We start from the raw sequence: 25,505 nt of genomic DNA, 5'->3' as shown, positions 1-25,505 counted from the left end.
TTATGGAAAATAAAACCATCGCCCGTACTTTACGCCTTTTATCGCAATTAATGGAATTGCATGAGGAAAACCCTTTCAAAATTAAATCAGTAGCAAATGCTTATTTTAAAGTTGATAAGTTACCTTTCGCTTTAAAGGATAAGCCAGTTGATGAGATTGATAAGATTGACGGAATAGGCAAAAGTTTAGCGGCTAAAATAATTGAATTATTAGAAACTGGCGAACTTCAGGAACTCAAAAATATACTTGAGCAAACACCCGAAGGTGTAGTTGAAATGCTTGGTATAAAAGGCATTGGCCCAAAAAAGATATTAATCATCTGGCGAACCCTGGGCATTGAAAGTATTGGTGAACTTTATTACGGCTGCAACGAAAACCGCTTAATTGAGGCCAAAGGTTTTGGTTTAAAAACACAGGAAGAAATTAAAAACGCCATTGAATTTAAACTGGCTGCCAACGGAAGATTCCTGTTTGCACAGGTTGAAGCTTTTGCAAAAACCTTACAGGCACAAATTTCTGAATGGCTAATTAAAGTAGATAATCATTCGCTACTGGGCGTTGCAGGCCAATTTCGTCGTGCTTGTGAAATTATCGATGAGTTAGAATTCGTAATCGGCGCTGAGCATGTTGAAGACGTGCAGAAAAACCTGGAATCATTTGAACCACTTTCATTAATCGCCGGAGAAGATGCTTTTATCACGACAACAGAAACCGGATTAAGAATTAAAATTTTTGTAGTTAATAAAGTTGATTTTTATCTGGAATGGTTTAAACTTACAGGTAATGCAGAACACGTACAAAAAATTCTTGCATTAGCTGGCGAAGGGCCGTTTAGCAGCGAAAAAGAAATCTACAGCAAAGCTGGATTAGCTTTCATCGAACCTGAACTTCGTGAAGATTTTGATGAAATTGAGTTGGCTAAAGAAAATAAATTGCCTGCATTAATTACTTACGATGATTTGAAAGGCAGTTTGCACAATCACTCTACTTGGAGCGATGGCGTTCATACGCTTGAACAAATGGCCGTTTATTGTAAAGACATTTTAAATTTACAGTACTTAGGTATTTGCGACCACTCCAAAACTGCTGTTTATGCCAAAGGTTTAAATGAACAACGCGTTTTCGGTCAGCACCATGAAATTGACGAACTCAATAAAAAACTAACTCCATTTAAAATATTTAAAGGGATTGAAAGCGACATTTTAAGCGATGGTTCTTTAGACTACAGTGATGATGTGCTGAAAACTTTCGATTTCGTGGTGGCCTCCGTTCACAGCAATCTGCGTATGGATGAAGCAAAAGCGACAGCACGTTTACTAAAGGCCATTGAAAATCCATATACCACAATTTTGGGGCACCCGACCGGAAGATTATTATTAAGCCGTGCGGGTTATCAGATTGATTATAAAAAAATTATTGATGCTTGTGCAGCAAACAACGTAGTAATAGAAATCAACGCCAACCCGCTCCGTTTGGATCTAGACTGGCGTTGGCACCGCTATGCTTTAGAAAAAGGCGTTTTGCTTTCTGTAAATCCTGATGCGCATAGAACCGAAGGCTTCCATGACATGAAATATGGCGTTTTAGTTGCCCGAAAAGGTGGCTTAAGTGCAGATAAATGTTTGAATGCCTTTTCTTTGGAAGAAATAACGGATTATTTTGAAGGTAAAAGGTTTAGGGTTTAGGGTTTAGGGTTTAGGGTTTAGGGTTTAGGGTTTAGGGAAAACAATCCAGAATTCGAATCTGTGTAATCCCTAAATCTGTGTAATCAACCCGAAGGAAAATCTGTGTAATCAATCAATCTGCGTAATCAACCCGAAGGAAAAAATCTTTTAATATCTTTGCCCCATGATCAGTGAAATTGCCAACCGCATATTTAATCAAGTAATTACAGATTACCATCAATTCGATGATATAGACCATCCGGTTGAAAACCCCTACGATGCTGAAAGTTTAGAACATCTTTTATACATCAAGAACTGGATTGACACCGCTCAATGGCACATGGAAGATGTGGTTCGTAACCCACAGATTAATCCTGTTGAGGGATTAAGCTGGAAAAGACGCATTGATGCTCAAAATCAGGTACGTACAGATATGGTAGAATTTATTGATGGTTACTTTTTAAATCTCTATCAAGGAATTTCAGCGCTGCCAGATGCGAAAATTAATACGGAAAGTCCGGCCTGGGCAATTGACAGGCTTTCTATTTTGGCCTTGAAAATTTACCACATGCGAGAAGAAGCTGAACGTGAAAGCGCATCATCAGCACACCGTGAACAATGTCAAAACAAACTGAACATTTTATTGTCGCAACGCGAAGATTTATCAACCAGTATCGATGAACTATTGGCTGATATTGAGGCTGGCAAAAAATACATGAAAGTGTATAAGCAAATGAAAATGTACAATGACCCGAGCTTAAATCCGGTTTTATACAGAGAAAAAGGATAAAGGAGCAAGGAATAAGGATAAATATGTCGTCATTGCGAGGCACGAAGCACTCTTAATGCTATGATTTATAGCGAACTTTTTAAGGTTACTTCGTGCCTCGCAATGATGGGCGACTAACAACAACCATGTCAACAACCCAAAAAATTATCGTTTTACGTTTTTCAGCTATGGGCGATGTGGCAATGGTGGCTTCTGTTTTAAAAGAATTTACGCAGCAAAATCCATCCGTAGAGATCATTATGGTTAGTCGCGAGGCTTTTAAACCATTTTTTGATGGGATTAAAAACATGACTTTTCATGCCATTCAACCCAAAACCACCCATAAAGGAATCGATGGATTATACAAACTTTACCAGGAACTTCGAAAATACAAGCCGATTGCCATTGCCGATTTGCATGACAATTTACGAAGCAGGGCGATTTCAACTTTTTTTAGGCTGACCGGAGTTAAAATAAAAAGAATTGATAAAGGCAGAGCCGAAAAAAAGGCGCTAACCCGTTCTGTAGATAAAATTTTCAAACCACTGCGACAAACCGTAGAGCGTTATGCTGATGTTTTTAGAGAACTTGGTTTTGATTTTAAACTGAGCCATCAGCTTGATAAAGCTCCGCAAACTATACCGCCCCCAGCGACAAACTTATTTCAAAATAATAATAGAAAAGTTGGAATCTCTCCTTTTGCACAGCACATTTATAAAGTTTACCCTTTAGAAAAGATGGAGAAAGTAATAGCTGGGTTAAGTGCTTTAGGGTACGAACTTTTTATTTTCGGAGGAGGAAAAACCGAACAGGCTACAGCCGAAGATTGGGCAAAGGAATATGCAAATACCCATAATCTAATTGGCAATTTTAATCTAACCGAAGAACTTGCCATCATTTCAAACCTCGATTTGATGCTGAGCATGGATTCTTCGGGTATGCACATGGCTTCCTTGGTTGGTGTTCCGGTAGTTTCCGTTTGGGGGCCAACTCATCCCTATGCTGGTTTCTTAGGCTATGGGCAGTCAGAAAATGATTGCGTTCAAATCGACCACCCTGCCCGGCCAAATTCTATTTATGGAAACAAACCCTGCTTGTGTGGTGTTGAAAGTTGTATGGATTTGATTAATCCTCAAACAATTATAAATAAAATTAAAGAAAAACTAAATGGCTAAGCAATTACTATTGGTTCGTCACGGAAAATCGGACTGGGGAAATTTAGATTTGAAAGATTTTGACAGACCATTAAATAAACGTGGCAAAGAGAATGCGCCAGAAATGGCAGAGCGTTTGGTACAAAAGGGTTTCAAGTTTGATTTATTAGTGAGTAGTCCGGCGAAGCGGGCAAAATCTACAGCTAAGTTTTTTGCTGAAGCTTATCATGTTGATGATATTCAATACGAGGAATCTATTTACGAAGCGAATACCAATGCTCTTTTGAAAGTTGTGAATAGTTTGGATGAAAGTGCAGATACGGTAATTATGTTTGGGCATAATCCTGGTTTTACAGATTTAGCAAACGAATTAAGCAATGCAGATATTTATAATATTCCAACTGCTGGCATGGTGTTGATGTCATTTCCTTTTGATTCGTGGCAAATGGTGAGCAGAGGAACTGGAGATCTGGTTTTCTTCGATTATCCGAAAAATAGTGATGAGATTTAATTTTTAGCCACGGAAACACGGAAGACGCGGAAAATCGAGAAGTCGTCATTTCGACCGAAGTGGAGAAATCTTTGTAATTGATATTTTCTTTTGCCACGGAAACACAGAATACACGGAAATTCAAGCTACCGTCATCTCGAGCGAAGCCGAGAAATCTTTGTAACTTGAAAATGGTGTTAACCTATTTTAAGATCTCTCTTTTATACTTTTTAATCTAGATAACGGGAGTTGCAATAACCACAGCCCTCTGTTAGATAAACCTGATAAAACGAAAAGCCCGGAGTGAGGAACGAGCGAGGACTTGAAGTGATAGCAGGACTGAAAAATCAAAAGAACCACAGAACGTACATTTCCAAAAAAACAAAAAACAATCCCATTTGTAATTAAAAAGATTATCTTTGAACTATAAATAACGAAAGTCCGGCAATAGACATTTCGGTGAATTCTTAACCTCATCTCCTTTGGTTATTTCATAATTCGTATCGCCGGAAGATTTATCCATTAAATTATCTGTACATGAATTTTGATTATAATACTACGCGTAGCCATTTGATTTTATCGGAATATGGCCGCAACGTTCAAAATATGGTGAAGTATATTTGCGAATTGCCCACTATTGAAGAACGTAATAAATATGCCCAGGCGGTGATTGACCTAATGGGATTTTTGCAACCACATTTGCGTGATGTTGCCGATTTTAAGCATAAACTTTGGGACCATTTACATATTATTTCTGGTTATCAGATTGATGTAGAAAGCCCGTACCCAAAGCCACTGCCAGAAAATGCATTTAAAAAACCAGAGCCTCTTCCCTATCCTCAACAAAGAATTACATATAAACATTATGGTAAAACGGTTGAGAATTTAATTGAAAAAGCCATGCGTGAAGAAAACCCGGAGCACAAAAAAGCAATGGTTCAGGGCATCGCCAATTTTATGAAAATGGCTTACGTTACCTGGAATAAGGACAATGTGAGCGACGATACCATTATAAAAGATTTGAAATACCTTTCTGGCGGATTGCTTTCCCTTGATGAAGGTGTGAATTTGGCGAAGGTTGAATTTAGGGCGCAAAATCCTCGTCAGAACAATAATAACAACAATAACCGGGGAAGAACGAACAATAACAATAACGGAAAAAACCGTCAAAATAATAACAACAACAATAACCGCGGACGCAACAATAATAACAAACCTAAATATTAATAACCACAACATCATTCTGAACTTGTTTCAGAATCTTAAACATAGATGCTGAAATAAATTCAGCATGACGAATAGGTTAGCAAAAGAAAGATATATGAACGCATTTGAAATAACAGGCGGAATTAAATTAAAAGGCGAAATTACTCCACAAGGCGCCAAAAACGAGGCTTTACAGATTTTATCGGCAGTTTTACTTACCGAAGAGAAAGTTACCATCAGCAACATTCCGGATATTAAGGATGTAAATAAACTGATTGAGTTATTAGGCGACTTGGGCGTTGCTGTTGAACGCATTAACAAAGACACTTACACTTTCGAAGCGAAAAACATCGATTTAAACTTCTTTGAATCAGAAACTTTTAAAGCTAAGGGTGGTGGTTTACGTGGTTCGATTATGATTGTTGGTCCGTTGTTGGCTCGTTTTGGTAAAGCTGCAATACCTAAACCAGGTGGCGACAAAATCGGAAGAAGAAGATTGGATACACACTTTATCGGTTTCGAAAAATTAGGGGCTAAATTTGTTTACGACAGCAAAAAAGCCTTTTTTAACGTGGATGCAACCAATTTACAAGGCGCTTATATTTTGTTAGATGAAGCATCGGTAACGGGTACTGCCAACATTGTAATGGCTGCTGTTTTGGCAAAAGGAACAACCACCATTTACAATGCAGCCTGCGAACCTTACTTACAACAACTTTGTAAAATGCTGAACCGCATGGGTGCGAAAATTTCTGGCATCGGTTCGAATCTATTAACCATTGAAGGTGTTAAAGTTTTAGGTGGAACCGAACACAGAATGTTGCCTGATATGATTGAGATTGGCTCTTTCATCGGTATGGCTGCGATGACGGAATCGGAAATTACCATCAAAAATGTTTGTTATGATGAACTTGGTGTAATTCCTGAGGTTTTCAGGAAATTAGGTATTAAACTGGAACGCAGAGGCGATGATATTTATGTGCCATCACAAAAACATTATGAAATCGACACATTTATCGACGGTTCGATTTTAACCATTGCCGATTCTCCTTGGCCAGGTTTTACCCCTGATTTGTTGAGTATTGTTTTGGTTGTGGCTACACAAGCTAAAGGAAACGTTTTAATCCACCAGAAAATGTTCGAGAGTCGTTTATTCTTCGTGGATAAATTGATTGATATGGGCGCTCAAATTATCCTTTGCGATCCACACCGTGCTACAGTTAACGGTATCGATAAAAAATACAAACTGCGTGGTATCAGCATGACTTCTCCTGACATCAGGGCTGGAGTTTCCTTGTTGATTGCAGCTTTATCTGCTGAAGGAAAATCGACGATTTACAACATCGAACAGATTGAACGTGGCTACCAGGATATTGATACACGTTTACGTGCCTTAGGTGCGCAAATTAAGCGTGTGAACGCAGATGCGCCGAGCCATTAGGCCGTTTGGAGTTGAAAGTTTAGAGTTGAAAGACTAAAGCTTAAATAGCGTAATGCAAAAACGCCCGGGTAATTTCTTACTTGGGCGTTTTTATGTTTTAATGGGTTTAAGAAATTCGTCATGCTGAATTTATTTCAGCATCTTTCTTACATTAAGACCCTGAAATTAATTCAGGGTGACGGCCGTTGTAGGATTGCTTCATGCCTCGCAATGACGACGGGCTTAGGAAGGATCAGATTAGAGGACAATGAAACCCCTATGTCTAATTTTCTATTCCCTATTCTCTATTGTCTATTTCCAACTTCCCATCATCCATCTTCCCTCTCACATCTTCCATTCTCCCTATCCCGATATCGCGTTGATAATATCGTATTGCGTAATAATCTCAATTTTTCCAGACTCATCCTCTACTAAAACAGCAGAATTTTCCTTGTTTATTAATGATGAAATTTTATCAATCGAAGTGTTTAAATCAACAAAAGGAAAAGTAGCAGTCATAATCTCAGCAATTGGCGCCGATTTCAATCCAGGATTTTCCAATAAAGCAGTAAGGATATCACTTTCCGCAATTTTTCCAACAATCATACCTTGCTGCGTAACCGGAATCTGAGAAATATTCATCGATTTGATCGTGTTGATGGCCTCTACAACAGTTTTAGTGGCATCAAGCGTAACAATTTCCGTTGCTTCTTTTTTTGCGATAATCGATTTTGCAGTTAACTTCTCATCTTGCAAAAATCCACGTTCGCGTAACCAATCCTCGTTATACATTTTACCCATGTAACGGCTTCCATGGTCATGGAAAATAACCACCACAACATCTTGAGGTTTTAACTTATCTTTTAACTGAATTAGACCACCAATTGCCGCACCAGCTGAGTTTCCCACGAAAATACCTTCCTTACGGGCAATATCGCGTGTCATTAAGGCCGCATCTTTATCGGTAACTTTTTCAAATAAATCAATCACATCAAAATTTACGTTCGCTGGCAAGAAATCTTCGCCTATCCCCTCTGTGATGTATGGATAAATTTCATCCTTGTCGAAAATGCCTGTTTCCTTATACTTTTTGAAAACCGAACCGTAAGTATCAATTCCCCAAACCTGAATATTTGGATTTTTCTCTTTCAAATATTTACCAGTTCCGGAAATTGTACCTCCTGTACCTACACCAACAACCAAATGCGTAATTTTTCCCTCTGTTTGTTCCCAAATTTCTGGTCCGGTTTGTTCGTAGTGAGCTGCCGAGTTTGCTAGATTATCATACTGATTTGGTTTCCAGGAGTTTGGGACTTCGCGTTCTAAGCGAGAAGAAACTGAATAATAAGAACGTGGGTCTTCAGGTTCAACATTTGTTGGGCAAACGATTACTTCAGCCCCAAAAGCACGTAAAGCATCAACTTTTTCTTTCGATTGCTTATCCGTCGTGGTGAAAATACATTTGTAACCTTTAATAATGGCAGCCATAGCCAAGCCCATACCCGTATTTCCAGATGTTCCTTCGATAATTGTACCGCCTGGTTTTAGTTTTCCACTTTTTTCCGCATCCTCAATCATTTTAACCGCCATGCGGTCTTTAATCGAGTTACCCGGATTTGTTGTTTCTATTTTCGCCAGAATTGTACCCGGAACGTTCTTTGTAATTGTATTAAGTTTAACCAGCGGCGTATTGCCAATAGTTTCAAGAATATTATTATACCACATGCAGCAAAATTAAGCAAAGGCATTAAGTATTTTACAAACTATATTTTATTTGAAACATAATTTCGAATAATAAAAAAAAATAAAATTTTATTGCATAATCTACAAACATCATAGGCATTATAGATTGATTATTGGTTGAAATGCAATTATCGTTTTATCAGTTTGAAAAATTCGCACACCCCCACGAGCTGCAAAATTATTTTTTTTTAAAAATCAAAGCCTCGGACTTCATGGGTGCTTCCGTCCCGTTATCGCCTATAGTCCTCATTTCGCTGCGCTTCATTGTGGGCTATTTGGCTCTACCGGGTTTATCATGAGCAGTAAAACTTTCATAGTAATATTTGCAACAACCAACATGTGGTTAATTTTGCAGCAGTGGCACAGTTGCTACGCCAGCTTGTAAACTTTACCCGGTAATGAAATAATTATTCCTTGCATTTCCAGTGTGAGAATAACTATTGCCAGCTTGCTTTGCTGAATATTTAAATTAATGGCGAGCTCATCAATAGAAAGCTGGCCATTCTGCAAGGCATCAACAACTTTCTGCTCATTTGTTGTCAAATTAAGTTGCAGTGTAGTTTGCGCATGTTTCTTTTTTTCTTTCACTTCATTATCCCATCCGAGGTAATAAATTAAATCATTGGCATTATTAATCAGTCCTGCCCTATTGGTTTTAATCAAGAAGTTACAACCTTCCGAAAAAACATCATTAGTTCTACCAGGGAAAGCATAAACATCCTTATTGTATGAATTTGCAATCTCTGCAGTAATTAAGGCGCCACCTTTTATCGATGCCTCAATCACAATTGTAGCATCGGCAATTCCTGCAATTATTCGGTTGCGCTGAGGAAAGTTTTGCCGGTCAGGGTTAGTTAAGGTAGGAAATTCAGATAACAGGCCTCCGTTTAAAACCATCTTTTGTGAAACAGGCTTATGTATTTGCGGATAAAGCCGATCTAACCCGTGCCCTAGTACACCAACTGTTGCAATGCCTTGCCCAATACATTCTTTGTGTGTGGTAACATCTATTCCATAAGCCAACCCGCTCACAATTAAAACATCATAGGGTGCCAAAACCTCGCAAAGTTGTTTACAAAGATTTTTACCATAATCCGTTGCATTTCGGGTGCCAACAATACTAATGATCCGGGGATGATTTAAATCTGCCTGTCCTTTGAAATATAATAAGATAGGTGCATCAAAACAGTTTTTTAATCGTTTTGGATAGTTCTCATCAGAAAAGAACAAAACATCGATACCATGTTTTTCTACAAATTTAAGTTCTTCTCCCGCTCTTTTTAAGGCATCGGTATTTAAAATTGCCTCTACCGTTTTTTCACCAATTCCGGGGATTTGCAACAGCTGTTTCCTGGTTGCGAAAAACACAGCTTCTGCACTTCCACAATAAGCCAACAGATTTTTCGCATTTACCGGGCCAATAGATTTTATGAAAGTTAAAGCAATTTTGTGGAGCGTACTCATAATTTTTAGGTAAAGGGTAATAAATGCGGGATGATTTATTTCCTTAAAAACCGCCTAAAAATCGATATCTATCAAACTTTTAATGGGAATATGAATGTTGTTTTTGAGTTGAATATATTTTTCTGTTACTGCCCAAACTGTAGTATCAACTCGTTTCGGACCAATTGTAGTATTAAATGTGATCACCGCTTTTGATTTAAATTCATTACCAAGCCTTTGCGCCTCATTAAGCTTTGTTTTTAATTCAACAGTGTGGTCTTCTTGTGCATTGATGATATTTAAATAGCTTAAATGTTCTTTTTCTACAATTTCAATTGGCATAGTTTCTTTTTAACGATTAATGATATAACAAGCTTATCAAAATTTTAGAAAAAAAACAACCTTTAAAGATGATTTTGTTTAATAATTAAGATAAAAAAAAAGCTCCGATTAAATCGGAGCTTGATATTATTTACTTATTTAGTTTTAATTTTCGAGTTTCAATCATTCCTTTAAACTCATGATCTAACTGTTCGTTGTTGCTATCAATTAACGCTCTCGAAACGCCAGACGTGCTACTTAATGAATTATCTTTCAAATAAGAAGTAAACGCCCCTGTTGCCGAATAATTTAAAGCCTGTGCCAATAGCTTTTCAGAAGTATCACCAAAATCTTTTGTTAAATCATCAACAACGTCCTTATCTACGGTTAGTCCATCAAAATAATCACCAAAATTAGCCTGGTTTTTAGTTTGGAATTGAGGAATGTACAAATCCTTTTTATCAATTCTGATCGAGAAGAAACCAACTGGTTTACCATAAGTTTTTCTGCCGATTAACTTCACATCCATCACAGGTTTAAGGTTGTTAATCAACAGTTCGCTAGCCGATGCGGTACCGCCGGCTACCAAAAAATAAACTCTGGTTAATCCATTTAAGCTTCCTCGCTTGGCAAAAACCTCCTGATTGCCTGCAGCAGCCGTGGGTTTGTATGAATAATCGAAAAAGGAATACAATCTGGTTACGCCATCACTTCCCTTAGCATAAAACTTTTGGTTTTGAAGAATGGTAGCCTGGGCATCTTGCATGGTTTTTGTCCAATATGTGGTATACATAATCTTTCCATTTTGCGAAGATGGAGCAATTAAATTAGTAAAAGCTTCTGCTGTAGAAACTGAGCCTCCACCATTATAACGTAAATCAACAATTAACTCTGTAACCCCATCAGAAGTGAATTTAGCAAAAGCTGCATCCAATAACGGAACAGAGTTGGTGGTGAAACTATTAAACACGATGTAACCAACTTTTTTAGCTCCGATAGTATAAGTATTTGAATACAAAATCGGGTTGATGTTGTAACTTGCTCTGTTGATAACTAAATCTTGCGAAGTACCATCAGGCTTTACAACCGTTAATGAGATGCTGGGATTGCTTCCAAAAATACCATCATTTAAATTATCAATATCGCTCTGACTGGTTCTTAACGTGGTTTTACCATTTACCCTTGTGATTTGGTACCCTCTTCTTAAACCTGCTAATCCGGCAGGAGAAGTAGCATAAACCGACTTCACACGCAATAAATTAGTTGCATCATAATTTGCCGAGAAACCATAATCGCCACTTACCCCACCCAACTGACCAGCAACCGTTCCATCATCGATAAACGAATATTTATCTTTTCCACCCGTACTTGGTAACGCGGCTAATGCAGCTAAAACCTGGTTGTCGCTCGAATACCTTCTTGGATTAAAGGTATCATAATCTGGCATACCCACATTCCAGAAATAGGTTTGCTTTGCATACAGAAATATCGAGTCCCTCGTCAGGTAGTCACGATTGGTTGTTGGCGTTTGGAGTGTATTTCTCTCAACAACAGGGCTACTCTCATTTGCATCTGGCTCAGCGTTGTTTTTTTTACAAGATGTCAAAAATCCGCTTACTCCAATCATCAAGAACAGCATGCTCTTGCTCACATTAACTTTTCTAAACATATTTATTTGTAAATTTCTAGTGACACAATATACGGCAAATTAATCATTTTGGATTGATGGGCATCAAAATTATTTGCACCAACAACTAACGCCTCATTGGCCGATAAATTGTTGTCATTTAATATGTTCTGAAAAATTTCTGACTTTGGTTGATTTAGTTCATCGGCAAAGAAAACCGTTAAGTATTGTTCCAATCCATTCCACTCAATTTGCCTAATTTTATTAAGTTGCTGCTCAGGATCTCCGGCGGTAACGATAAATATTTTCTTGCGGTCAACAACCAATTCCTGAAGAAAGTTGAGCACGTTTTTAAACAATAACAGCTTTAGTGGTAATCGGGCCGTTTGATGAAGTAAATCGAAGTTATGTTTGTACTTCAAATCGATATCAAAAGCCTCTGCAGTTTTATTGAACAAATTTTCAGGTCCGTTCTGCTCGAACTCATTTTTCATGAAACCGAGTATTGCTTGGGCATTTTTCAGTTCGCTGTACTCTAAAAATTGAGCAAAAAGGTAATAAACCTGAAGCAGGTAATCTTTTTCCGGGTACAGTACATCGCCTAATTCGAAAATTACGGCCTGCTTATCTGCCACGAGTTGGTAGGCATTCATAGCTAAATTGTAAATAATTTTAAATCGTTGCTCGGCTCATTGTAGCCAAAAACGCCATTCAGTTCCTCTTCCTGTTTGATAAAGATTTCACCGCCACTGGCAAAAATACATTCACCTTTAATAAACACGGCAAAATTTTGAAAACTAACCGTCGCTGGCAGCAAATATTTCGACATTGAATCTGCAGGTGGCGCTAATACTTCGATATTATACTCGCTAAACAAAACTGCCGATTTAGCCAATGGCTCAACCTCGTAAGTATGCAGCGGTATTACACAATCAATGGCTTCAGTGATACAGAAATTCAACAAAATATGCGCAATACTATCCCGATTTAATGCACCAAGAGATGTAAATGCATAATTTTCTGTTACAATTCCTGGCACTTCGCCATAATCAGCCAGCAGTACAAAATGAGTTGGAAAGGCCTTCATTAATTTGAGGGCTTTGGCATTATTTCCTCCTGTAATTAGTATTTTCAATGTTTAAATATTGTAATGTAAATTTGAAATGCTCAACAGTTTAATTGCTTGGAGAGCTAATATATTTTAAATGGTTATTGATCTCAAACAATCAATCCATCTTTCATGGTCACTACCCGATCACTGGTTTTAGCTAAATGCTCATTGTGCGTAACAATTACAAAAGTTTGCTGAAAGTTATCTCTTAGGGTTACAAAAAGTTGATGTAATGCCGAAGCATTCTCAGAGTCTAAATTTCCGGAAGGTTCATCTGCCAAAATGATGGATGGATTATTAATCAATGCCCGTGCAATGGCCACCCGTTGCTGTTCTCCACCCGATAGTTGATTGGGTTTATGATGTGCCCGATCTTTTAATCCAAAGAGATCAAGTAACTCGAGTCCTCTTACTTCCGCTTGTTTTTTATTTGTTTTAGCAATAAAAGCCGGAATACAAATATTTTCCAAAGCACTAAATTCGGGTAGCAAATGATGAAACTGAAAAACGAAGCCAATATTTTGGTTTCGGAATGCACTTAACAACTCTCCACTTAGCTTACTTATAATTGTGCTCTTTAGTTCTACCTCACCGTCATCAGGTTTATCAAGCGTTCCTAAAATGTGTAACAAAGTACTTTTACCTGCTCCTGAAGGCCCGATAATGCTGACAATTTCTCCCTTCTGTACCTCGAAATTTACACCTTTTAATATTTGTAAATTTCCATACGATTTTCTGATTCCAGTGGCTTTAAGCATGGCGTAAAATTAGTTAAAAGTTTTAAGTTGAAAGTTATAAGTTGTAGGTATAGCGCAAAAAATGCTCATAAAAAATCTGTGCAATCTTTAACTGTGTAATCAACCCAATGGAAAAATTAACAAAATCATTTTCTAAAAAGTTTGCATTTATCAAATTCTTATTTAACTTTGAAAAACAAAGCACTTTCAAAAATGAGTAATTCAGAGGAACAACTAAAAGCATTAAAAGACATCAGGCAAATGATGGATAGATCATCTAGATTTATTTCTTTAAGCGGTTTATCGGGTGTTTTTGCAGGTTTTATTGCATTGATGGGTGCTTATTTTGCAAATGATGAAATTGAAAAATTTATTTCGAAACGAGGCTACAGTTATGGTGTAGAGGGTGAAATAGATCTGGAATATAATCTCATTAAGCTAGGTGTTTTTGTGTTAATCATTGCTTTAGCTGGTGGAATTTTATTCACATACAGAAAAAGTCAACGAAATAATCTCCCGATCTGGGACAAAACGTCAAAGTCATTGTTAGTCAATTTAGCTATTCCATTGGTAGCAGGCGGATTATTTATCATCGCATTGCTGATAAATCACGCACATACTTACGCCATCATTGCTCCCTCTTGTTTAATTTTTTATGGTTTATCACTAATAAATGCAAGTAAATATACCTTTAGCGACATCAGATATCTTGGTTTTTTAGAGGTTATTTTAGGCTTAACATGTATGTTTTTTGTGGGTTATGGATTAATATTTTGGGCATTTGGTTTCGGTATCCTTCATATTATTTATGGATTGGTGATGTATTTTAAATATGAGCGAGGTCGATAACAATGAAGAACCCAATTGCAGATCTTAATAAAATTTTCGACAGTCGTATTCGGCTGGGTGTGATGTCGATGCTTGTTGTAAATGATGAAATTAGTTTCAACGATTTGAAACAAATGCTCGAACTAACAGATGGAAATTTAGCCTCGCACCTGAACACCCTTGAGCAGGCTGAATTTATTAAGGTTTACAAAGGCTTTATTGGAAGAAAAACCAGTACCACCTACTCCATTACACCATTAGGGAAACAGGCTTTTAAAGCACATTTAGATGCGCTTGAAAAAATGATAAATAAACTTTAACTATTTTTTTTTAATCATACACTTTGAAATTCAAAGCACTTTTAAGTATTAGAATGAAAGATTTACCAGAACCTAAAATTATTGAAACCTGCCAACGTATTGCAATTATTTCAGCAGCTATTGGCACAGCTATTTTCGCTTTTTACATTTTTTCGAAAATTGGAGAAACCCTGTTTTTTGGTTTAATGTATATCGCTGCTGCCGGCCTGATAAATGGGATTTATCTTATCGTCTTAGGTGTATCGTGTTTTATATATAAAGCTCATTGGCGCAAAATTGTAACTACTATGGTTTTCATGCTCGCTAATATCCCGCTTAGCATTATCTACAGTCTTATCGCATTCAAATTATAACAGAAATGAAAACAAACTCAAACTATCTCCTACTTGCCACTTTAATAGGCGGAATTATCTTCAACCTAATTTTTTGGTCAGAAAGACTGGCATTTAACCTTTTAATTTACAGCGTTTTTGTAATAACAATAACTGTTTTTAATAAAGAAGTAATTAAGTCTTCAAAGTTTAAATGGTATGCTCTAGGGCAGCTGCTAGCTGCAATACTTGTAGTAGTCAATAATTCCGACTTATCACTTGCGAGCTATTATGTAAGCTTGCTTTTGTTTATTGGCTTTTCACATTATCAAACTATTAGATCAGTTTGGGTAGCCATCATGGCAACAGCGCTTCAAATCATTGCCATACCAGCAACTGCCTTCAAACGTTTATCGGAAGTTGAAATTGGAAATTTCAAAATCAAACCAATATTAAGGCCATTAAAATACATTATTCTCCCACTAATTATTGTGTTCATTTTTATCGGCATTTACAGTGGCGCTAATGAAATTTTCGAAAAATATGCTTCTGAATTTGGAGACAACATAACAAAAGCATTGACACAGGTCTTTGGTTTTTTATTTAATGATTTAAGCTTCGAACGCTTCATTCACTTTTGTTTAGGCTTAGCTTTAACCGGTGGATTACTCATCACCTTTTATGATCGCGTTTTCGAAAAAATAGAAGCAAATTTTAGCGAAGAGTTGCTCCGCAGAAAAAATAAAAACAGGATAAAATCACTTTGGAATGAGATAGCGTTGGTATTTGCGGGAAGGGTAATTTCAAGAAAAATGGCTTTAAAAACGGAATATATTATTGCAATAATATCTTTCACAGCCTTAAATATTTTGCTGTTACTTTTGAATGGAATTGATATCTGGTGGTTGTGGCTGGGAAAAGGAAAAAACCTTGCAGAAACCAATTACTCAGCAGAACTACATGACGGAACAAATGCATTGATCTTTAGTATCGTGCTGGCGATGGCCATTATTGTCTATTTCTTCCGTGGAAACCTGAATTTTTATTCAAAGAGCAAAACACTTAAAACATTAGCCGTTATCTGGATGATACAGAATTGTGTTTTAATCATCTCAGTTTTTATCCGCGATGCACATTATATTGAAGTTTACGGATTAACTTATAAAAGAATAGGTGTAATTGTTTTCGCCCTGCTATGCATTATCGGTTTAAGTACAGTTTACGTTAAGGTAACTAGTCAAAAAACCTTATTTTACTTGTTAAAAATTAACGGCAACATCTGGTACATTCTGCTCCTGGCTTTCTCTTTAATTAACTGGGATGTAACCATTGTGAAGTATAATTTAGCACATAAGGGAACCATCGCTTTTGATCCTGATTACCTGCTTTCGCTATCCGACAAAACTTTACCAGTTATCCACCAGAACAGAAAAGAATTAAATATGAGTGCCAGCAGCTATGGCAGCCTTGTACCTAAGGGCGAAATTTTAGTCAGCTCTACTGATGACCAACTTCAAAAAAGACTCGATCAAAGAATTGGCTTTTTTAAAGAACGCTACGAGAAAGTTAGCTGGCTATCCTGGAATTTACAGGATTGGAATATGGCAAAATATTTTGGGATTAAGAAATAGAATTGATATTTCCAGACAAAATAAACGCCCTCAATTATTTAAAATCTATTAAAATTTATAACTTAATTCATATAAAACATCATGAAAACTCAACAAACATCAATTACTTCAAAACAGAGAATCACAATTATTTTAGCTGTAATTGCAGCCATTTTATGCATTCCATTAATTGCAATGCAATTTACCAACGAGGTAAACTGGACGACGGAGGATTTTGTAGCGGCTGGCATTTTGCTGCTAAGTACTGGTTTAGCTATTGAGCTGGTAATTAGAAACATGAAAACCGGTACATCGAGAACAATAGCACTAATTGTAATATTAATCGCATTGTTTTTAATCTGGGCAGAAATGGCTGTAGGTATTTTTGGATCGCCAATAGCCGGAAGTTAATTATTGCAACAATTGCCGGGGCAGGCTTTGCCAAGCATCACTTATGTGGTAAACTAAACCCGATAAACGCGGAAATACTTTTGATTTGTTTTTTAAGAGTTGACAACTTTCTTTCCGATTTGCGGTGAATTTGTCAACTCTTCAAATCAAAAGATTGCAGCATTAGCGGGGCTGCATTTCCCGATTCAAACAAAACGTTCATTTTCTAGAAAAAAACGGAAATATCTATTTGTTTAAAGGGTTTGAAATTGTAGCTTTGGGCAAATTTTGTAGCAAATGAATATTCACGAATACCAGGGTAAACAAATATTAAAAAGTTTCGGTGTTAACGTTCAAGAAGGAATCGTTGCCGATACTCCTGAGCAAGCTGTTGAGGCTGCTAAGCAATTAAAAATCGATTATAACTCTGACTGGGTTGTAATTAAAGCGCAAATCCACGCTGGTGGTCGCGGTAAAGGTGGTGGTGTTAAATTAGCCAAAAACCTTGATGAAGTTAAACAACGTGCCACTGATATTATTGGTATGCAATTGGTTACACCTCAAACCGGTCCGGAAGGTAAAAAAGTGAACAAAATTTTAGTAGCTCAGGATGTTTATTATCCAGGTGCTTCTGAAACTAAAGAATATTATATTTCAGTATTGTTAGATCGTGCAAAAGGTCGCAATATTATCATGTACAGTACTGAAGGCGGTATGGATATCGAAGAAGTTGCTGAACATACACCACACTTAATCTTTAAAGAAGAAATCGATCCAAAAGTTGGTTTACAAGGTTTCCAGGCTCGTAAAATTGCCTTTAATTTAGGCGTTAGCGGAACTGCTTTTAAAGAAATGGTAAAATTTGTAACTGCTTTATACAAAGCTTACGACGTTACCGATTCTTCGATGTTCGAGATTAATCCGGTATTAAAAACTTCTGATGATAAAGTGATCGCTGTTGATGCCAAAGTTGATATCGATGAAAATGCGTTGTTCCGCCATGCAGACTATGCAGCAATGCGTGATACTGCAGAAGAAGATCCGATGGAAGTTGAAGCAAGTGCAAGTAACTTAAACTTTGTTAACCTTGATGGTAACGTAGGTTGTATGGTTAACGGTGCTGGTTTAGCAATGGCTACCATGGATATTATTAAATTAGCCGGTGGCGAGCCTGCTAACTTCTTAGACGTTGGTGGAACTGCAAATGCTCAAACGGTAAAGGCGGCTTTCAACATTATTTTGAAAGATCCGAACGTTAAAGCAATTTTAATTAACATTTTTGGTGGTATTGTTCGTTGCGACCGTGTTGCGCAAGGTGTTATCGATGCTTACCAGGAAATCGGAAATATTCCTGTGCCAATTATCTGCCGTTTACAAGGTACCAACGCAGAAGAGGCTAAAAAATTAATTGATGAGTCTGGACTTAAAGTTTACTCGGCAATTGCTTTAAAAGAAGCTGCTGATTTAGTAACTAAAGTATTGGCTGAACAAGCTTAATTAGCTTAAAGCAGAAAGATTAAAGCTTAAAGCGAAGTCATAAAATATAAAAACCTTTCAGTGTAAACTGAAAGGTTTTTTTTATGCACCATGCCGTCATTGCGAGGCCGATTTTTCATTCCCGAAATTTCGGGATGGAAATCTCATTAAGTAGATTATTTTATCTGGAAAATCGGGTTCCTGTGTGTTTCGGTTTCGAAAGTCCCGCTATCACTTCAATCTTTAAATGGCAAAGTTACTAACGCTAACTAGCCAATTGCCTATTAGCGTTAGTAACTTTAAAAGCCATTTAAAGTATTTTCGTTCTATCCGGTTTAATTTGGATAAGCAAATTGTACTTCGGTTAAATTTCCGGGCGGAATTCTAAAATATCGCCAGGCTGGCAATCTAAAACTTTGCAAATGGCTTCTAAGGTTTCCAGGCGGATGGCTTTTGCCTTACCCGTTTTTAAAATAGACAAATTAGACATCGTAATCCCTACCCGATCACTCAACTCTGTAAGCGACATCTTACGACGGGCTAGCATCACGTCTAAATTTATAATGATTGGCATGAGTAGTTTTGGTGTAAATTTAAATCGTTAAATCGTTTTCTTGTTTAAGTTTTCGGGAGTAAGAGAGTAACTCATAAATCACAGTTAACACTACAATAAGTGCCAATATAGCCATTCCAAAAGGTGCATCATTTAACTCAGAGTATTCGAATCGATACTTGGTTAAATCTAAAACATATTGTTTTACGAAGTATAATGAAGAAAACTTCAAAGTGAAAAATAAAATGGTGCCCGCACCTACAAACTGCCATAGCCTATCTTCAGTTAAGCCTTCAATTGCTAACGGATTTTTTTTAGCCACAACTAAAATAGTAAAACCGAATAACATCATAAACAATCCGTTTGTCACATCGCCCGCCACACTGCTATTGGATAATAAAATTGCCTGAACAAATGTTGGCTTAAATTGGTACGTCCCGATGTTTGCGTTGGTGAATTCAGCATTTGATAATTTTGTGATACTGCTTTTAGCGCTCACTTCAACCACATAAAGTGAAAGCTGATTGCTCCTGAAGCCGGCAATAGATTTAAAAAGATGATTTCCGAGCGAAAAAGCACCCAAAATCAAAAGGCTAAAACCTGCATACTTAAATACTTTGATGATCTTATTCATATATCAAATCGTTAAATCGTTTTCTTGTTTCAGTTTACAACCAAATGCAAATATCCCAGCAAAAATCAAATATTCTAAACCATGGATCAATAATTGGTTTATTTCATGTACATCTAATACCGATCTCAACTCGGAGTTAAGGTAGGTTGAATGCTTAAAAATCTGAGCGGTGATATAATAATAGATGACATTTACGGGTATGTAAAGTAGCTCCGAAATCCCAAACATCCTTAACCTAAAGGCATTGGTACTTGTAAAAATTTCGCCCTTTATCACATCATTAAGCAGATCTTTCATTTGCTTAAGCTGATAGAAAGAGATTATTAATCCAACAAAAAGAAATAAAAAGTAACTAACTGCGAAAGGACTCATTACTTGGTCTATTTTGAAATCTTCTAATGTTGCAGTTAATTTCGCTGGCTTATCGATTGCAAAATTAAAGACTTTGCTCAATGATGATACATCGGGGTGTGGACTTTTCAACTCCAATTCAAAAGATATCAAATCTGTCCCCATCACCCTTTGTTCCGAAAGTACACTTACCAAACAAATTATAGCCCAGATACCACATACTGCGATACCAATATACCAAGAGGAATCGATAAGGAATTTATAGAAGATTAGAGAACGCGATTTCTTCATATTTTAAATTTTAAAGTTTTGAATTATGATATTGACTAGGTTTAAACTTTTATAAGACAAAGCGAACCTAATGCAGCATTTTCAATTATGGTCAGAATTTATTATTCGTCATATATTTTTAATAATTACAAAGCAAACATAAAAATTTTATTATTACAAATCAAAATATATTTATTGATTCACAATAAATAATAATTGAAAATCAACTAAATTAAAATTATGTTAGTAAATAATGACAAAAACATTCTTGGAATGATTTTTGTTGTAAGTAAAACTGTAAAAAACATGTGCAAACGGCAACATTTTCAGCAATTTATCCTTTCGGATTGGCGTACAATTTCGTAACTTTGCACACTTCAACAATTAAAGAGCACACAAAACGTATAAATGAGACAACTCAAGATAACGCAATCCATTACCAACCGTGAAAGTCAGTCGTTAGATAAATACTTACACGAAATTGGTAAAGTAGATTTAATAACAGCAGAGGAAGAGGTAATTTTAGCAAGGAAGATTCGTGAAGGCGATCAGGCTGCATTAGAGCGATTAACTAAAACCAATTTACGTTTCGTTGTATCTGTTGCAAAACAATATCAAAATCAGGGTTTAACTTTAGGCGATTTAATTAATGAAGGTAACTTGGGTTTGATCAAAGCGGCAAAACGTTTTGATGAAACAAAAGGTTTCAAGTTCATTTCTTACGCTGTTTGGTGGATTCGTCAGTCGATTTTGCAGGCTATTGCCGAGCAAAGCCGTATTGTGCGTTTACCTTTAAACCAGGTTGGTTCATTAAGTAAAATCAGTAAAGCTTTCTCTAAATTAGAGCAGGAATATGAGCGTGAGCCATCTCCAGAAGAATTGGCAGATATTTTAGAAACCACAGTTGATAAGATTTCTGACACACTAAGTAATTCTGGCCGTCACGTATCAATGGATGCTCCATTTGTTCAGGGTGAAGAAAATACATTATTAGATGTATTGGAAAACCACGAACCTAACACGGATAGTTCATTGATCAATGAATCATTATCAGAAGAAATTAAACGTTCTTTATCTACCTTAACTGAAAGAGAAAGAGAAATTATCGTATTATTCTTCGGTTTAGGATCAAATCATCCACTTTCATTAGAGGAAATTGGGGAAAAATTTAACCTAACCCGCGAGCGTGTGAGACAAATTAAGGATAAAGCGCTACAACGTTTACGTCATACTTCAAGAAGTAAAATTTTAAAATCTTACTTAGGTTAAGACTTTATACTTTTTAATGTAACATTTATAGGGGCCGACAAATTTGTCGGCCCTTTTTTTATGCATTAAATTTCAGGTAAAGGAGCAACTACCGAGCCTACCTCTACCTTGTACGTCATTGCGAAGCCGATTTTTCTTCGGCTGTGGCAATCTCATTTTGTAAGTAATCTAAGTATGAGATTACCTCGCCGTTCCTCTTCGAAAAGACGGCTGAACCTAAAGATATATCCATTTACACCGGTTATTCCCATGCAGGTTGGCATCCTAAAGCGACACCAACCTCATCTTAAGTTATCCATACCCTAAAACGAATATCGCATAAAAAAAGACCGGTAAACCGATCTTCAAACATCACATTACTCCTCGAAAGATAAATGCAATAAAATCATGAAAAAGTTCGCGAGGGCGAACATTCAGGCATTTGATCTAACTAATAATTAACTGACGATTAAAACAATAAATGTTTTACCGTTAATCCATTATTAATCAATTGCTTTAAAGAGTCGATACCAATCCTCAAATGTGTTTCTACATACTTTTCTGTCACTGTACTATCGCTTTCTGCCGTTTTAACACCTTCAGGAATCATCGGCTGATCTGACACCAATAAGATTGCACCAGCTGGAATTTTATTGGCAAACGCGGTGGTAAAAATTGTCGCGGTTTCCATATCTACGGCCATTGCCCTCAAGGTTTTCAGGTATTTTTTAAATTCCTTGTCGTGCTCCCAAACCCTTCTGTTTGTAGTATAACAGGTTCCAGTCCAGTAATCTCTTCCGTGATCGCGGATGGTGGTTGAAATCGCTTTCTGTAAAGCGAAGGCTGGTAATGCAGGAACCTCAGCAGGCAAATAATCGTTTGATGTTCCTTCTCCCCTAATGGCTGCAATAGGCAGAATCAAATCACCAAGTTGATTTTTCTTTTTCAAGCCACCGCATTTACCCAAAAACAACACCGCTTTAGGTTTTATGGCTGTTAATAAATCCATCATGGTTGCCGCAAGCGGGCTACCCATACCAAAGTTGATAATGGTAATGCCGTTTGCCGTTACGCTCTGCATGGGCTTATCTAAACCCATAATTGGCGCATTATCATTCCATTCAGAAAACATACTTACATATTTGCTGAAATTGGTCAGGAGAATATAGTCACCAAACTGATCTAACGGGCGACCTGTATAACGGGGCAACCAGTTTTTCACAATTTCTTCTTTTGATTTCAAGCCAGATTTAACCGGGCTTTCTACCTCTTTTACTCGTTTTGATTTTTCTACAATCGTTTCATCTTTTTTTACGTCTTTTTCTTCATTCATATTTTAATAGCATTGAGCATAGCGCAAAGCGCATAGCGTTAACAAATATTATATTAAAAAAAATCCCCCCGCTTTCGCGAGAGGATTTGATTTTTTTATGCAGCTTGTAACTTTTTAAAGTCGGCCTTTTCAAATTTTTCTATCGCATAATCGAGATTAATGTGCAATTCCTTGACATCCGTCTGCGTCGGTGTATCAAACATCGCATCAAGCATAATCGCTTCGCAAATGGACCGTAAACCACGGGCGCCTAATTTGTATTCCATTGCTTTATCAACAATAAAATCCAAAACATCATCTTCAAAAACCAAGTTAACATCTTCGTAAGCAAAAAGCTTAACATATTGTTTAATTAGTGAATTTTTAGGTGCGGTTAAAATATTACGCAACGACTCTTTATCCAATGGATTTAAGTGTGACAGCACCGGAATACGACCAATTAATTCAGGAATCAAACCAAAAGATTTTAAATCCTGAGGGGTAATGTATTTGTAAAGATTTTTAAGATCTAAAACGGCCTCATCTTTCTTAACTTTGTAACCTACCGCCTGTGTACGTAAACGGTTCGCAATTTTGCGTTCAATTCCGTCAAAAGCGCCACCGCAAATAAATAAAATGTTGTTGGTGTTTACCGGAATCATCTTCTGATCAGGATGTTTACGTCCGCCCTGAGGTGGAACGTTTACAACCGTACCTTCTAAAATCTTCAGTAATGCTTGCTGAACACCTTCTCCTGATACATCACGTGTAATGGATGGGTTATCGCTTTTACGGGCAACTTTATCCACTTCGTCGATATATACAATGCCACGCTCTGCAGCAGCAACATCATAATCAGCAGCCTGAAGTAGACGCGTTAAAATACTCTCTACGTCCTCTCCTACATAACCTGCTTCAGTTAAAACTGTTGCATCGCATATACAAAAAGGTACATGTAAAATTTTAGCAATGGTTTTAGCTAAAAGTGTTTTTCCAGTTCCTGTTTCGCCCACTAACATGATGTTCGATTTTTCAATCTCAATCTCGTCTTTATCAATTTTTTGATTCAAACGTTTATAATGGTTGTAAACTGCTACAGATAATACTTTTTTCGCATCATCCTGACCAATTACATATTGATCCAGGTGTTGTTTAATTTCTAAGGGTTTAAGCAGAGAAATTGCAGCCTGGATATTTTTTGTGTTTTTGGTACCTAATTCCTGTGCAAGCAACTGATTGGCCTGGGTGACACATTTATCGCAGATAAATGCATCCATGCCCTCAATTAACATTAAAGTTTCATGCTTGCCAGAATGGCAGAATGAGCAACGGGATTCTTTATTTTGTTTCGCCATCTTTTTTCGCGTTTCTCGATAAAACTTCATCAACCATACCAAATCCTTTTGCCTCGTCGGCAGTCATCCAGTAGTCGCGATCTGAAGCTTTCTCTACCCAATCATAAGTTTGGCCAGAGTGCTCTGAAATAATATCGTATAATTCTTTTTTCAATTTTAACATCTCTCTCAAGTTGATCTCCATATCTGAAGCCACACCTTGTGCACCTCCTGATGGTTGGTGAATCATTACTCTTGAGTGAGGTAAAGCAGCACGTTTTCCTTTTGCTCCTGCAACTAACAATACAGCACCCATAGAAGCAGCCATACCTGTACAAATGGTAGCTACATCTGGCTGAATGTACTGCATGGTATCATAAATACCTAAACCAGCGTAAACAGAACCACCCGGAGAGTTGATGTAAATCTGAATGTCTCTATCTGCATCGGTTGATTGTAAAAACAATAACTGTGCTTGGATGATATTTGCATTCTGATCGTAAATCGCATCACCTAAAAAGATGATTCGGTCCATCATTAACCTAGAGAAAACGTCCATTTGAGCAACATTTAACTGACGTTCCTCAATAATATATGGCGTCATGCTCTGTGGATTCATATTTGCCTGCGCAATAAATTTATCTACGTGTAAACTGCCAATCCCTTGATGTTTAACGGCAAATTTTCTAAATTCTTGTGGATCTATGTTCATTTAGTGTTTTGAGTTTGGAGTTTGGCGTTAAGCGTCGAAAACAAATAGCCAAACTAAATTATAATTTTAATAAATATTTCCTGAAGTTGGTTAATTTCCGTGCCAATTTATCTAATTCTTCCAGATAATAAAGCAGTTCTGTGTCAGAAATATATTTTCTTCGTTCTAAAACTACTAAAATATTTGCATTCTCAAATACAGATCGATGCGCAATATTCAGATAATGAGCAAATTCCCTACTGGAAACCGAACCCGAACCTTCGGCTATATTGTTAGATATGCTAAGAGCAGCCCCATTGAGCTGCTCTGCAAATCTGTATTTTTTATCAACTGACAATCGGTCAGCTATATCAAGTAATTTTTCAGTTAAATCGATAGACAACTGCCAAACCTCGAGCGATTGAAATTTAAATTGAGCCATTGCTAAATATAAGCAATTGAACAATTATTTTAACGCCGATCGCCTAACGC

The 25,505-nt window shown here is 36.9% G+C and carries 27 protein-coding genes; 13 read left to right on the top strand and 14 right to left on the bottom strand.

Features of this window, described 5'->3' with window-relative positions; translation table 11 throughout:
* The first annotated feature begins 2 nt into the window (after positions 1–2).
* The 6 genes from R2Q70_RS08925 (at position 3) to murA (ending at position 6,724) form a co-directional block, all read left to right on the top strand.
* Entirely contained in the window at positions 3–1,685 is a 1,683-nt protein-coding gene (locus tag R2Q70_RS08925; protein WP_316807257.1) for a helix-hairpin-helix domain-containing protein, read from the top strand.
* A 163-nt stretch (positions 1,686–1,848) separates the two neighbouring features.
* On the top strand, positions 1,849–2,454 hold the full coding sequence (locus tag R2Q70_RS08920) for a DUF4254 domain-containing protein (protein WP_316807256.1): 606 nt from the start codon (positions 1,849–1,851) through the stop codon (positions 2,452–2,454).
* A gap of 125 nt (positions 2,455–2,579) precedes the next feature.
* Positions 2,580–3,608 (top strand): glycosyltransferase family 9 protein, encoded by a 1,029-nt coding sequence (locus R2Q70_RS08915; protein ID WP_316807255.1) that lies wholly within the window; start codon positions 2,580–2,582, stop codon positions 3,606–3,608.
* Positions 3,601–4,098, top strand: a complete 498-nt coding sequence (locus tag R2Q70_RS08910) for a SixA phosphatase family protein (RefSeq protein ID WP_316807254.1) — start codon at positions 3,601–3,603, stop codon at positions 4,096–4,098. Before R2Q70_RS08915 ends, R2Q70_RS08910 begins: the two co-directional genes overlap by 8 nt.
* Positions 4,099–4,614: 516 nt before the next feature.
* A complete protein-coding gene (locus tag R2Q70_RS08905; protein ID WP_316807253.1) occupies positions 4,615–5,304 on the top strand; it encodes a DUF4290 domain-containing protein in 690 nt (229 codons plus the stop codon).
* Positions 5,305–5,398: 94 nt separating this feature from the next.
* Entirely contained in the window at positions 5,399–6,724 is a 1,326-nt protein-coding gene (gene murA, locus R2Q70_RS08900; RefSeq protein WP_316807252.1) for a UDP-N-acetylglucosamine 1-carboxyvinyltransferase, read from the top strand.
* Between the two features lie 342 nt (positions 6,725–7,066).
* Here the strand turns inward: murA and R2Q70_RS08895 are convergent, their stop codons facing one another.
* The 7 genes from R2Q70_RS08895 to R2Q70_RS08865 all read right to left on the bottom strand — a co-directional run bounded on the left by R2Q70_RS08895 (position 7,067) and on the right by R2Q70_RS08865 (position 13,706).
* The gene (locus tag R2Q70_RS08895) at positions 7,067–8,428 is read right to left on the bottom strand and encodes a pyridoxal-phosphate dependent enzyme (RefSeq protein WP_316807251.1); all 1,362 of its coding nucleotides are present in this window, start codon (positions 8,426–8,428) and stop codon (positions 7,067–7,069) included.
* Positions 8,429–8,815: 387 nt separating this feature from the next.
* Positions 8,816–9,910: a DNA-processing protein DprA gene (gene dprA / locus R2Q70_RS08890; protein ID WP_316807250.1), complete on the bottom strand. Its 1,095-nt coding sequence runs from the start codon at positions 9,908–9,910 to the stop codon at positions 8,816–8,818.
* Between the two features lie 54 nt (positions 9,911–9,964).
* Positions 9,965–10,231: a hypothetical protein gene (locus R2Q70_RS08885; RefSeq protein WP_316807249.1), complete on the bottom strand. Its 267-nt coding sequence runs from the start codon at positions 10,229–10,231 to the stop codon at positions 9,965–9,967.
* A gap of 130 nt (positions 10,232–10,361) precedes the next feature.
* Positions 10,362–11,879, bottom strand: a complete 1,518-nt coding sequence (locus tag R2Q70_RS08880) for a S41 family peptidase (RefSeq protein WP_316807248.1) — start codon at positions 11,877–11,879, stop codon at positions 10,362–10,364.
* Between the two features lie 2 nt (positions 11,880–11,881).
* On the bottom strand, positions 11,882–12,490 hold the full coding sequence (locus tag R2Q70_RS08875) for an HAD family hydrolase (RefSeq protein ID WP_316807247.1): 609 nt from the start codon (positions 12,488–12,490) through the stop codon (positions 11,882–11,884).
* A 2-nt stretch (positions 12,491–12,492) separates the two neighbouring features.
* Positions 12,493–12,972 (bottom strand): hypothetical protein, encoded by a 480-nt coding sequence (locus R2Q70_RS08870; RefSeq protein WP_316807246.1) that lies wholly within the window; start codon positions 12,970–12,972, stop codon positions 12,493–12,495.
* Positions 12,973–13,055: 83 nt separating this feature from the next.
* A complete protein-coding gene (locus R2Q70_RS08865) occupies positions 13,056–13,706 on the bottom strand; it encodes an ABC transporter ATP-binding protein (RefSeq protein ID WP_316807245.1) in 651 nt (216 codons plus the stop codon).
* Between the two features lie 192 nt (positions 13,707–13,898).
* Between R2Q70_RS08865 and R2Q70_RS08860 the strand changes: the two genes are divergently transcribed.
* The 6 genes from R2Q70_RS08860 (at position 13,899) to sucC (ending at position 18,641) form a co-directional block, all read left to right on the top strand.
* A complete protein-coding gene (locus R2Q70_RS08860) occupies positions 13,899–14,534 on the top strand; it encodes a hypothetical protein (protein WP_316807244.1) in 636 nt (211 codons plus the stop codon).
* 2 nt (positions 14,535–14,536) lie between these two features.
* Complete coding sequence (locus R2Q70_RS08855; RefSeq protein ID WP_116169979.1) at positions 14,537–14,833, top strand: winged helix-turn-helix domain-containing protein; 297 nt, start codon at positions 14,537–14,539, stop codon at positions 14,831–14,833.
* Between the two features lie 53 nt (positions 14,834–14,886).
* Positions 14,887–15,186 carry a hypothetical protein gene (locus R2Q70_RS08850; RefSeq protein ID WP_316807243.1) on the top strand — a complete coding sequence of 100 codons (300 nt, stop codon included), beginning with the start codon at positions 14,887–14,889 and terminating at the stop codon, positions 15,184–15,186.
* Between the two features lie 5 nt (positions 15,187–15,191).
* Entirely contained in the window at positions 15,192–16,775 is a 1,584-nt protein-coding gene (locus R2Q70_RS08845; RefSeq protein WP_316807242.1) for a DUF4173 domain-containing protein, read from the top strand.
* A gap of 81 nt (positions 16,776–16,856) precedes the next feature.
* Complete coding sequence (locus tag R2Q70_RS08840) at positions 16,857–17,165, top strand: hypothetical protein (RefSeq protein ID WP_316807241.1); 309 nt, start codon at positions 16,857–16,859, stop codon at positions 17,163–17,165.
* Positions 17,166–17,441: 276 nt separating this feature from the next.
* On the top strand, positions 17,442–18,641 hold the full coding sequence (gene sucC, locus R2Q70_RS08835; protein WP_316807240.1) for an ADP-forming succinate--CoA ligase subunit beta: 1,200 nt from the start codon (positions 17,442–17,444) through the stop codon (positions 18,639–18,641).
* Positions 18,642–18,984: 343 nt separating this feature from the next.
* On the opposite strand, the gene R2Q70_RS08830 is transcribed toward sucC, so the two are convergent.
* The 3 genes from R2Q70_RS08830 to R2Q70_RS08820 are packed head-to-tail and all read right to left on the bottom strand — an operon-like array spanning position 18,985 to position 20,449.
* Entirely contained in the window at positions 18,985–19,194 is a 210-nt protein-coding gene (locus R2Q70_RS08830; protein WP_316807239.1) for a helix-turn-helix transcriptional regulator, read from the bottom strand.
* Positions 19,195–19,213: 19 nt separating this feature from the next.
* On the bottom strand, positions 19,214–19,807 hold the full coding sequence (locus tag R2Q70_RS08825; RefSeq protein ID WP_316807238.1) for a hypothetical protein: 594 nt from the start codon (positions 19,805–19,807) through the stop codon (positions 19,214–19,216).
* A gap of 3 nt (positions 19,808–19,810) precedes the next feature.
* Entirely contained in the window at positions 19,811–20,449 is a 639-nt protein-coding gene (locus R2Q70_RS08820; RefSeq protein ID WP_316807237.1) for a DUF2975 domain-containing protein, read from the bottom strand.
* 387 nt (positions 20,450–20,836) lie between these two features.
* Between R2Q70_RS08820 and R2Q70_RS08815 the strand changes: the two genes are divergently transcribed.
* Positions 20,837–21,697, top strand: a complete 861-nt coding sequence (locus R2Q70_RS08815; RefSeq protein ID WP_010601359.1) for an RNA polymerase sigma factor RpoD/SigA — start codon at positions 20,837–20,839, stop codon at positions 21,695–21,697.
* 448 nt (positions 21,698–22,145) lie between these two features.
* Here the strand turns inward: R2Q70_RS08815 and R2Q70_RS08810 are convergent, their stop codons facing one another.
* From R2Q70_RS08810 to R2Q70_RS08795, 4 genes are all read right to left on the bottom strand, one after another.
* Entirely contained in the window at positions 22,146–23,009 is an 864-nt protein-coding gene (locus R2Q70_RS08810; RefSeq protein ID WP_316807236.1) for an AMP nucleosidase, read from the bottom strand.
* A gap of 95 nt (positions 23,010–23,104) precedes the next feature.
* On the bottom strand, positions 23,105–24,373 hold the full coding sequence (clpX, locus tag R2Q70_RS08805; RefSeq protein ID WP_410478368.1) for an ATP-dependent Clp protease ATP-binding subunit ClpX: 1,269 nt from the start codon (positions 24,371–24,373) through the stop codon (positions 23,105–23,107).
* The gene (clpP, locus tag R2Q70_RS08800; RefSeq protein ID WP_316807234.1) at positions 24,327–25,034 is read right to left on the bottom strand and encodes an ATP-dependent Clp endopeptidase proteolytic subunit ClpP; all 708 of its coding nucleotides are present in this window, start codon (positions 25,032–25,034) and stop codon (positions 24,327–24,329) included. The genes clpX and clpP overlap by 47 nt, the downstream gene beginning before the upstream one ends.
* 58 nt (positions 25,035–25,092) lie before the next feature.
* Positions 25,093–25,455: a four helix bundle protein gene (locus tag R2Q70_RS08795; protein WP_316807233.1), complete on the bottom strand. Its 363-nt coding sequence runs from the start codon at positions 25,453–25,455 to the stop codon at positions 25,093–25,095.
* Positions 25,456–25,505: the final 50 nt, after the last annotated feature.

Source organism: Pedobacter agri, from assembly GCF_032678665.1.
GTDB classification, from domain to species: Bacteria; Bacteroidota; Bacteroidia; order Sphingobacteriales; family Sphingobacteriaceae; genus Pedobacter; species Pedobacter agri_A.
The sequence above is the reverse complement of the archived record's forward strand: the minus strand, read 5'-3'. Positions and strand labels throughout refer to the sequence as shown.

Bases quoted from the DNA above. Each gene is read 5' to 3' on its own strand.
- R2Q70_RS08925 (WP_316807257.1), top strand. From the start codon at position 3: ATGGAAAATAAAACCATCGCCCGTACTTTACGCCTTTTATCGCAATTA.
- R2Q70_RS08920 (WP_316807256.1), top strand. From the start codon at position 1,849: ATGATCAGTGAAATTGCCAACCGCATATTTAATCAAGTAATTACAGAT.
- R2Q70_RS08915 (WP_316807255.1), top strand. From the start codon at position 2,580: ATGTCAACAACCCAAAAAATTATCGTTTTACGTTTTTCAGCTATGGGC.
- R2Q70_RS08910 (WP_316807254.1), top strand. From the start codon at position 3,601: ATGGCTAAGCAATTACTATTGGTTCGTCACGGAAAATCGGACTGGGGA.
- R2Q70_RS08905 (WP_316807253.1), top strand. From the start codon at position 4,615: ATGAATTTTGATTATAATACTACGCGTAGCCATTTGATTTTATCGGAA.
- murA (WP_316807252.1), top strand. From the start codon at position 5,399: ATGAACGCATTTGAAATAACAGGCGGAATTAAATTAAAAGGCGAAATT.
- R2Q70_RS08895 (WP_316807251.1), bottom strand. From the start codon at position 8,428: ATGTGGTATAATAATATTCTTGAAACTATTGGCAATACGCCGCTGGTT.
- dprA (WP_316807250.1), bottom strand. From the start codon at position 9,910: ATGAGTACGCTCCACAAAATTGCTTTAACTTTCATAAAATCTATTGGC.
- R2Q70_RS08885 (WP_316807249.1), bottom strand. From the start codon at position 10,231: ATGCCAATTGAAATTGTAGAAAAAGAACATTTAAGCTATTTAAATATC.
- R2Q70_RS08880 (WP_316807248.1), bottom strand. From the start codon at position 11,879: ATGTTTAGAAAAGTTAATGTGAGCAAGAGCATGCTGTTCTTGATGATT.
- R2Q70_RS08875 (WP_316807247.1), bottom strand. From the start codon at position 12,490: ATGAATGCCTACCAACTCGTGGCAGATAAGCAGGCCGTAATTTTCGAA.
- R2Q70_RS08865 (WP_316807245.1), bottom strand. From the start codon at position 13,706: ATGCTTAAAGCCACTGGAATCAGAAAATCGTATGGAAATTTACAAATA.
- R2Q70_RS08860 (WP_316807244.1), top strand. From the start codon at position 13,899: ATGAGTAATTCAGAGGAACAACTAAAAGCATTAAAAGACATCAGGCAA.
- R2Q70_RS08855 (WP_116169979.1), top strand. From the start codon at position 14,537: ATGAAGAACCCAATTGCAGATCTTAATAAAATTTTCGACAGTCGTATT.
- R2Q70_RS08850 (WP_316807243.1), top strand. From the start codon at position 14,887: ATGAAAGATTTACCAGAACCTAAAATTATTGAAACCTGCCAACGTATT.
- R2Q70_RS08845 (WP_316807242.1), top strand. From the start codon at position 15,192: ATGAAAACAAACTCAAACTATCTCCTACTTGCCACTTTAATAGGCGGA.
- R2Q70_RS08840 (WP_316807241.1), top strand. From the start codon at position 16,857: ATGAAAACTCAACAAACATCAATTACTTCAAAACAGAGAATCACAATT.
- sucC (WP_316807240.1), top strand. From the start codon at position 17,442: ATGAATATTCACGAATACCAGGGTAAACAAATATTAAAAAGTTTCGGT.
- R2Q70_RS08830 (WP_316807239.1), bottom strand. From the start codon at position 19,194: ATGCCAATCATTATAAATTTAGACGTGATGCTAGCCCGTCGTAAGATG.
- R2Q70_RS08825 (WP_316807238.1), bottom strand. From the start codon at position 19,807: ATGAATAAGATCATCAAAGTATTTAAGTATGCAGGTTTTAGCCTTTTG.
- R2Q70_RS08820 (WP_316807237.1), bottom strand. From the start codon at position 20,449: ATGAAGAAATCGCGTTCTCTAATCTTCTATAAATTCCTTATCGATTCC.
- R2Q70_RS08815 (WP_010601359.1), top strand. From the start codon at position 20,837: ATGAGACAACTCAAGATAACGCAATCCATTACCAACCGTGAAAGTCAG.
- R2Q70_RS08810 (WP_316807236.1), bottom strand. From the start codon at position 23,009: ATGAATGAAGAAAAAGACGTAAAAAAAGATGAAACGATTGTAGAAAAA.
- clpX (WP_410478368.1), bottom strand. From the start codon at position 24,373: ATGAAGTTTTATCGAGAAACGCGAAAAAAGATGGCGAAACAAAATAAA.
- clpP (WP_316807234.1), bottom strand. From the start codon at position 25,034: ATGAACATAGATCCACAAGAATTTAGAAAATTTGCCGTTAAACATCAA.
- R2Q70_RS08795 (WP_316807233.1), bottom strand. From the start codon at position 25,455: ATGGCTCAATTTAAATTTCAATCGCTCGAGGTTTGGCAGTTGTCTATC.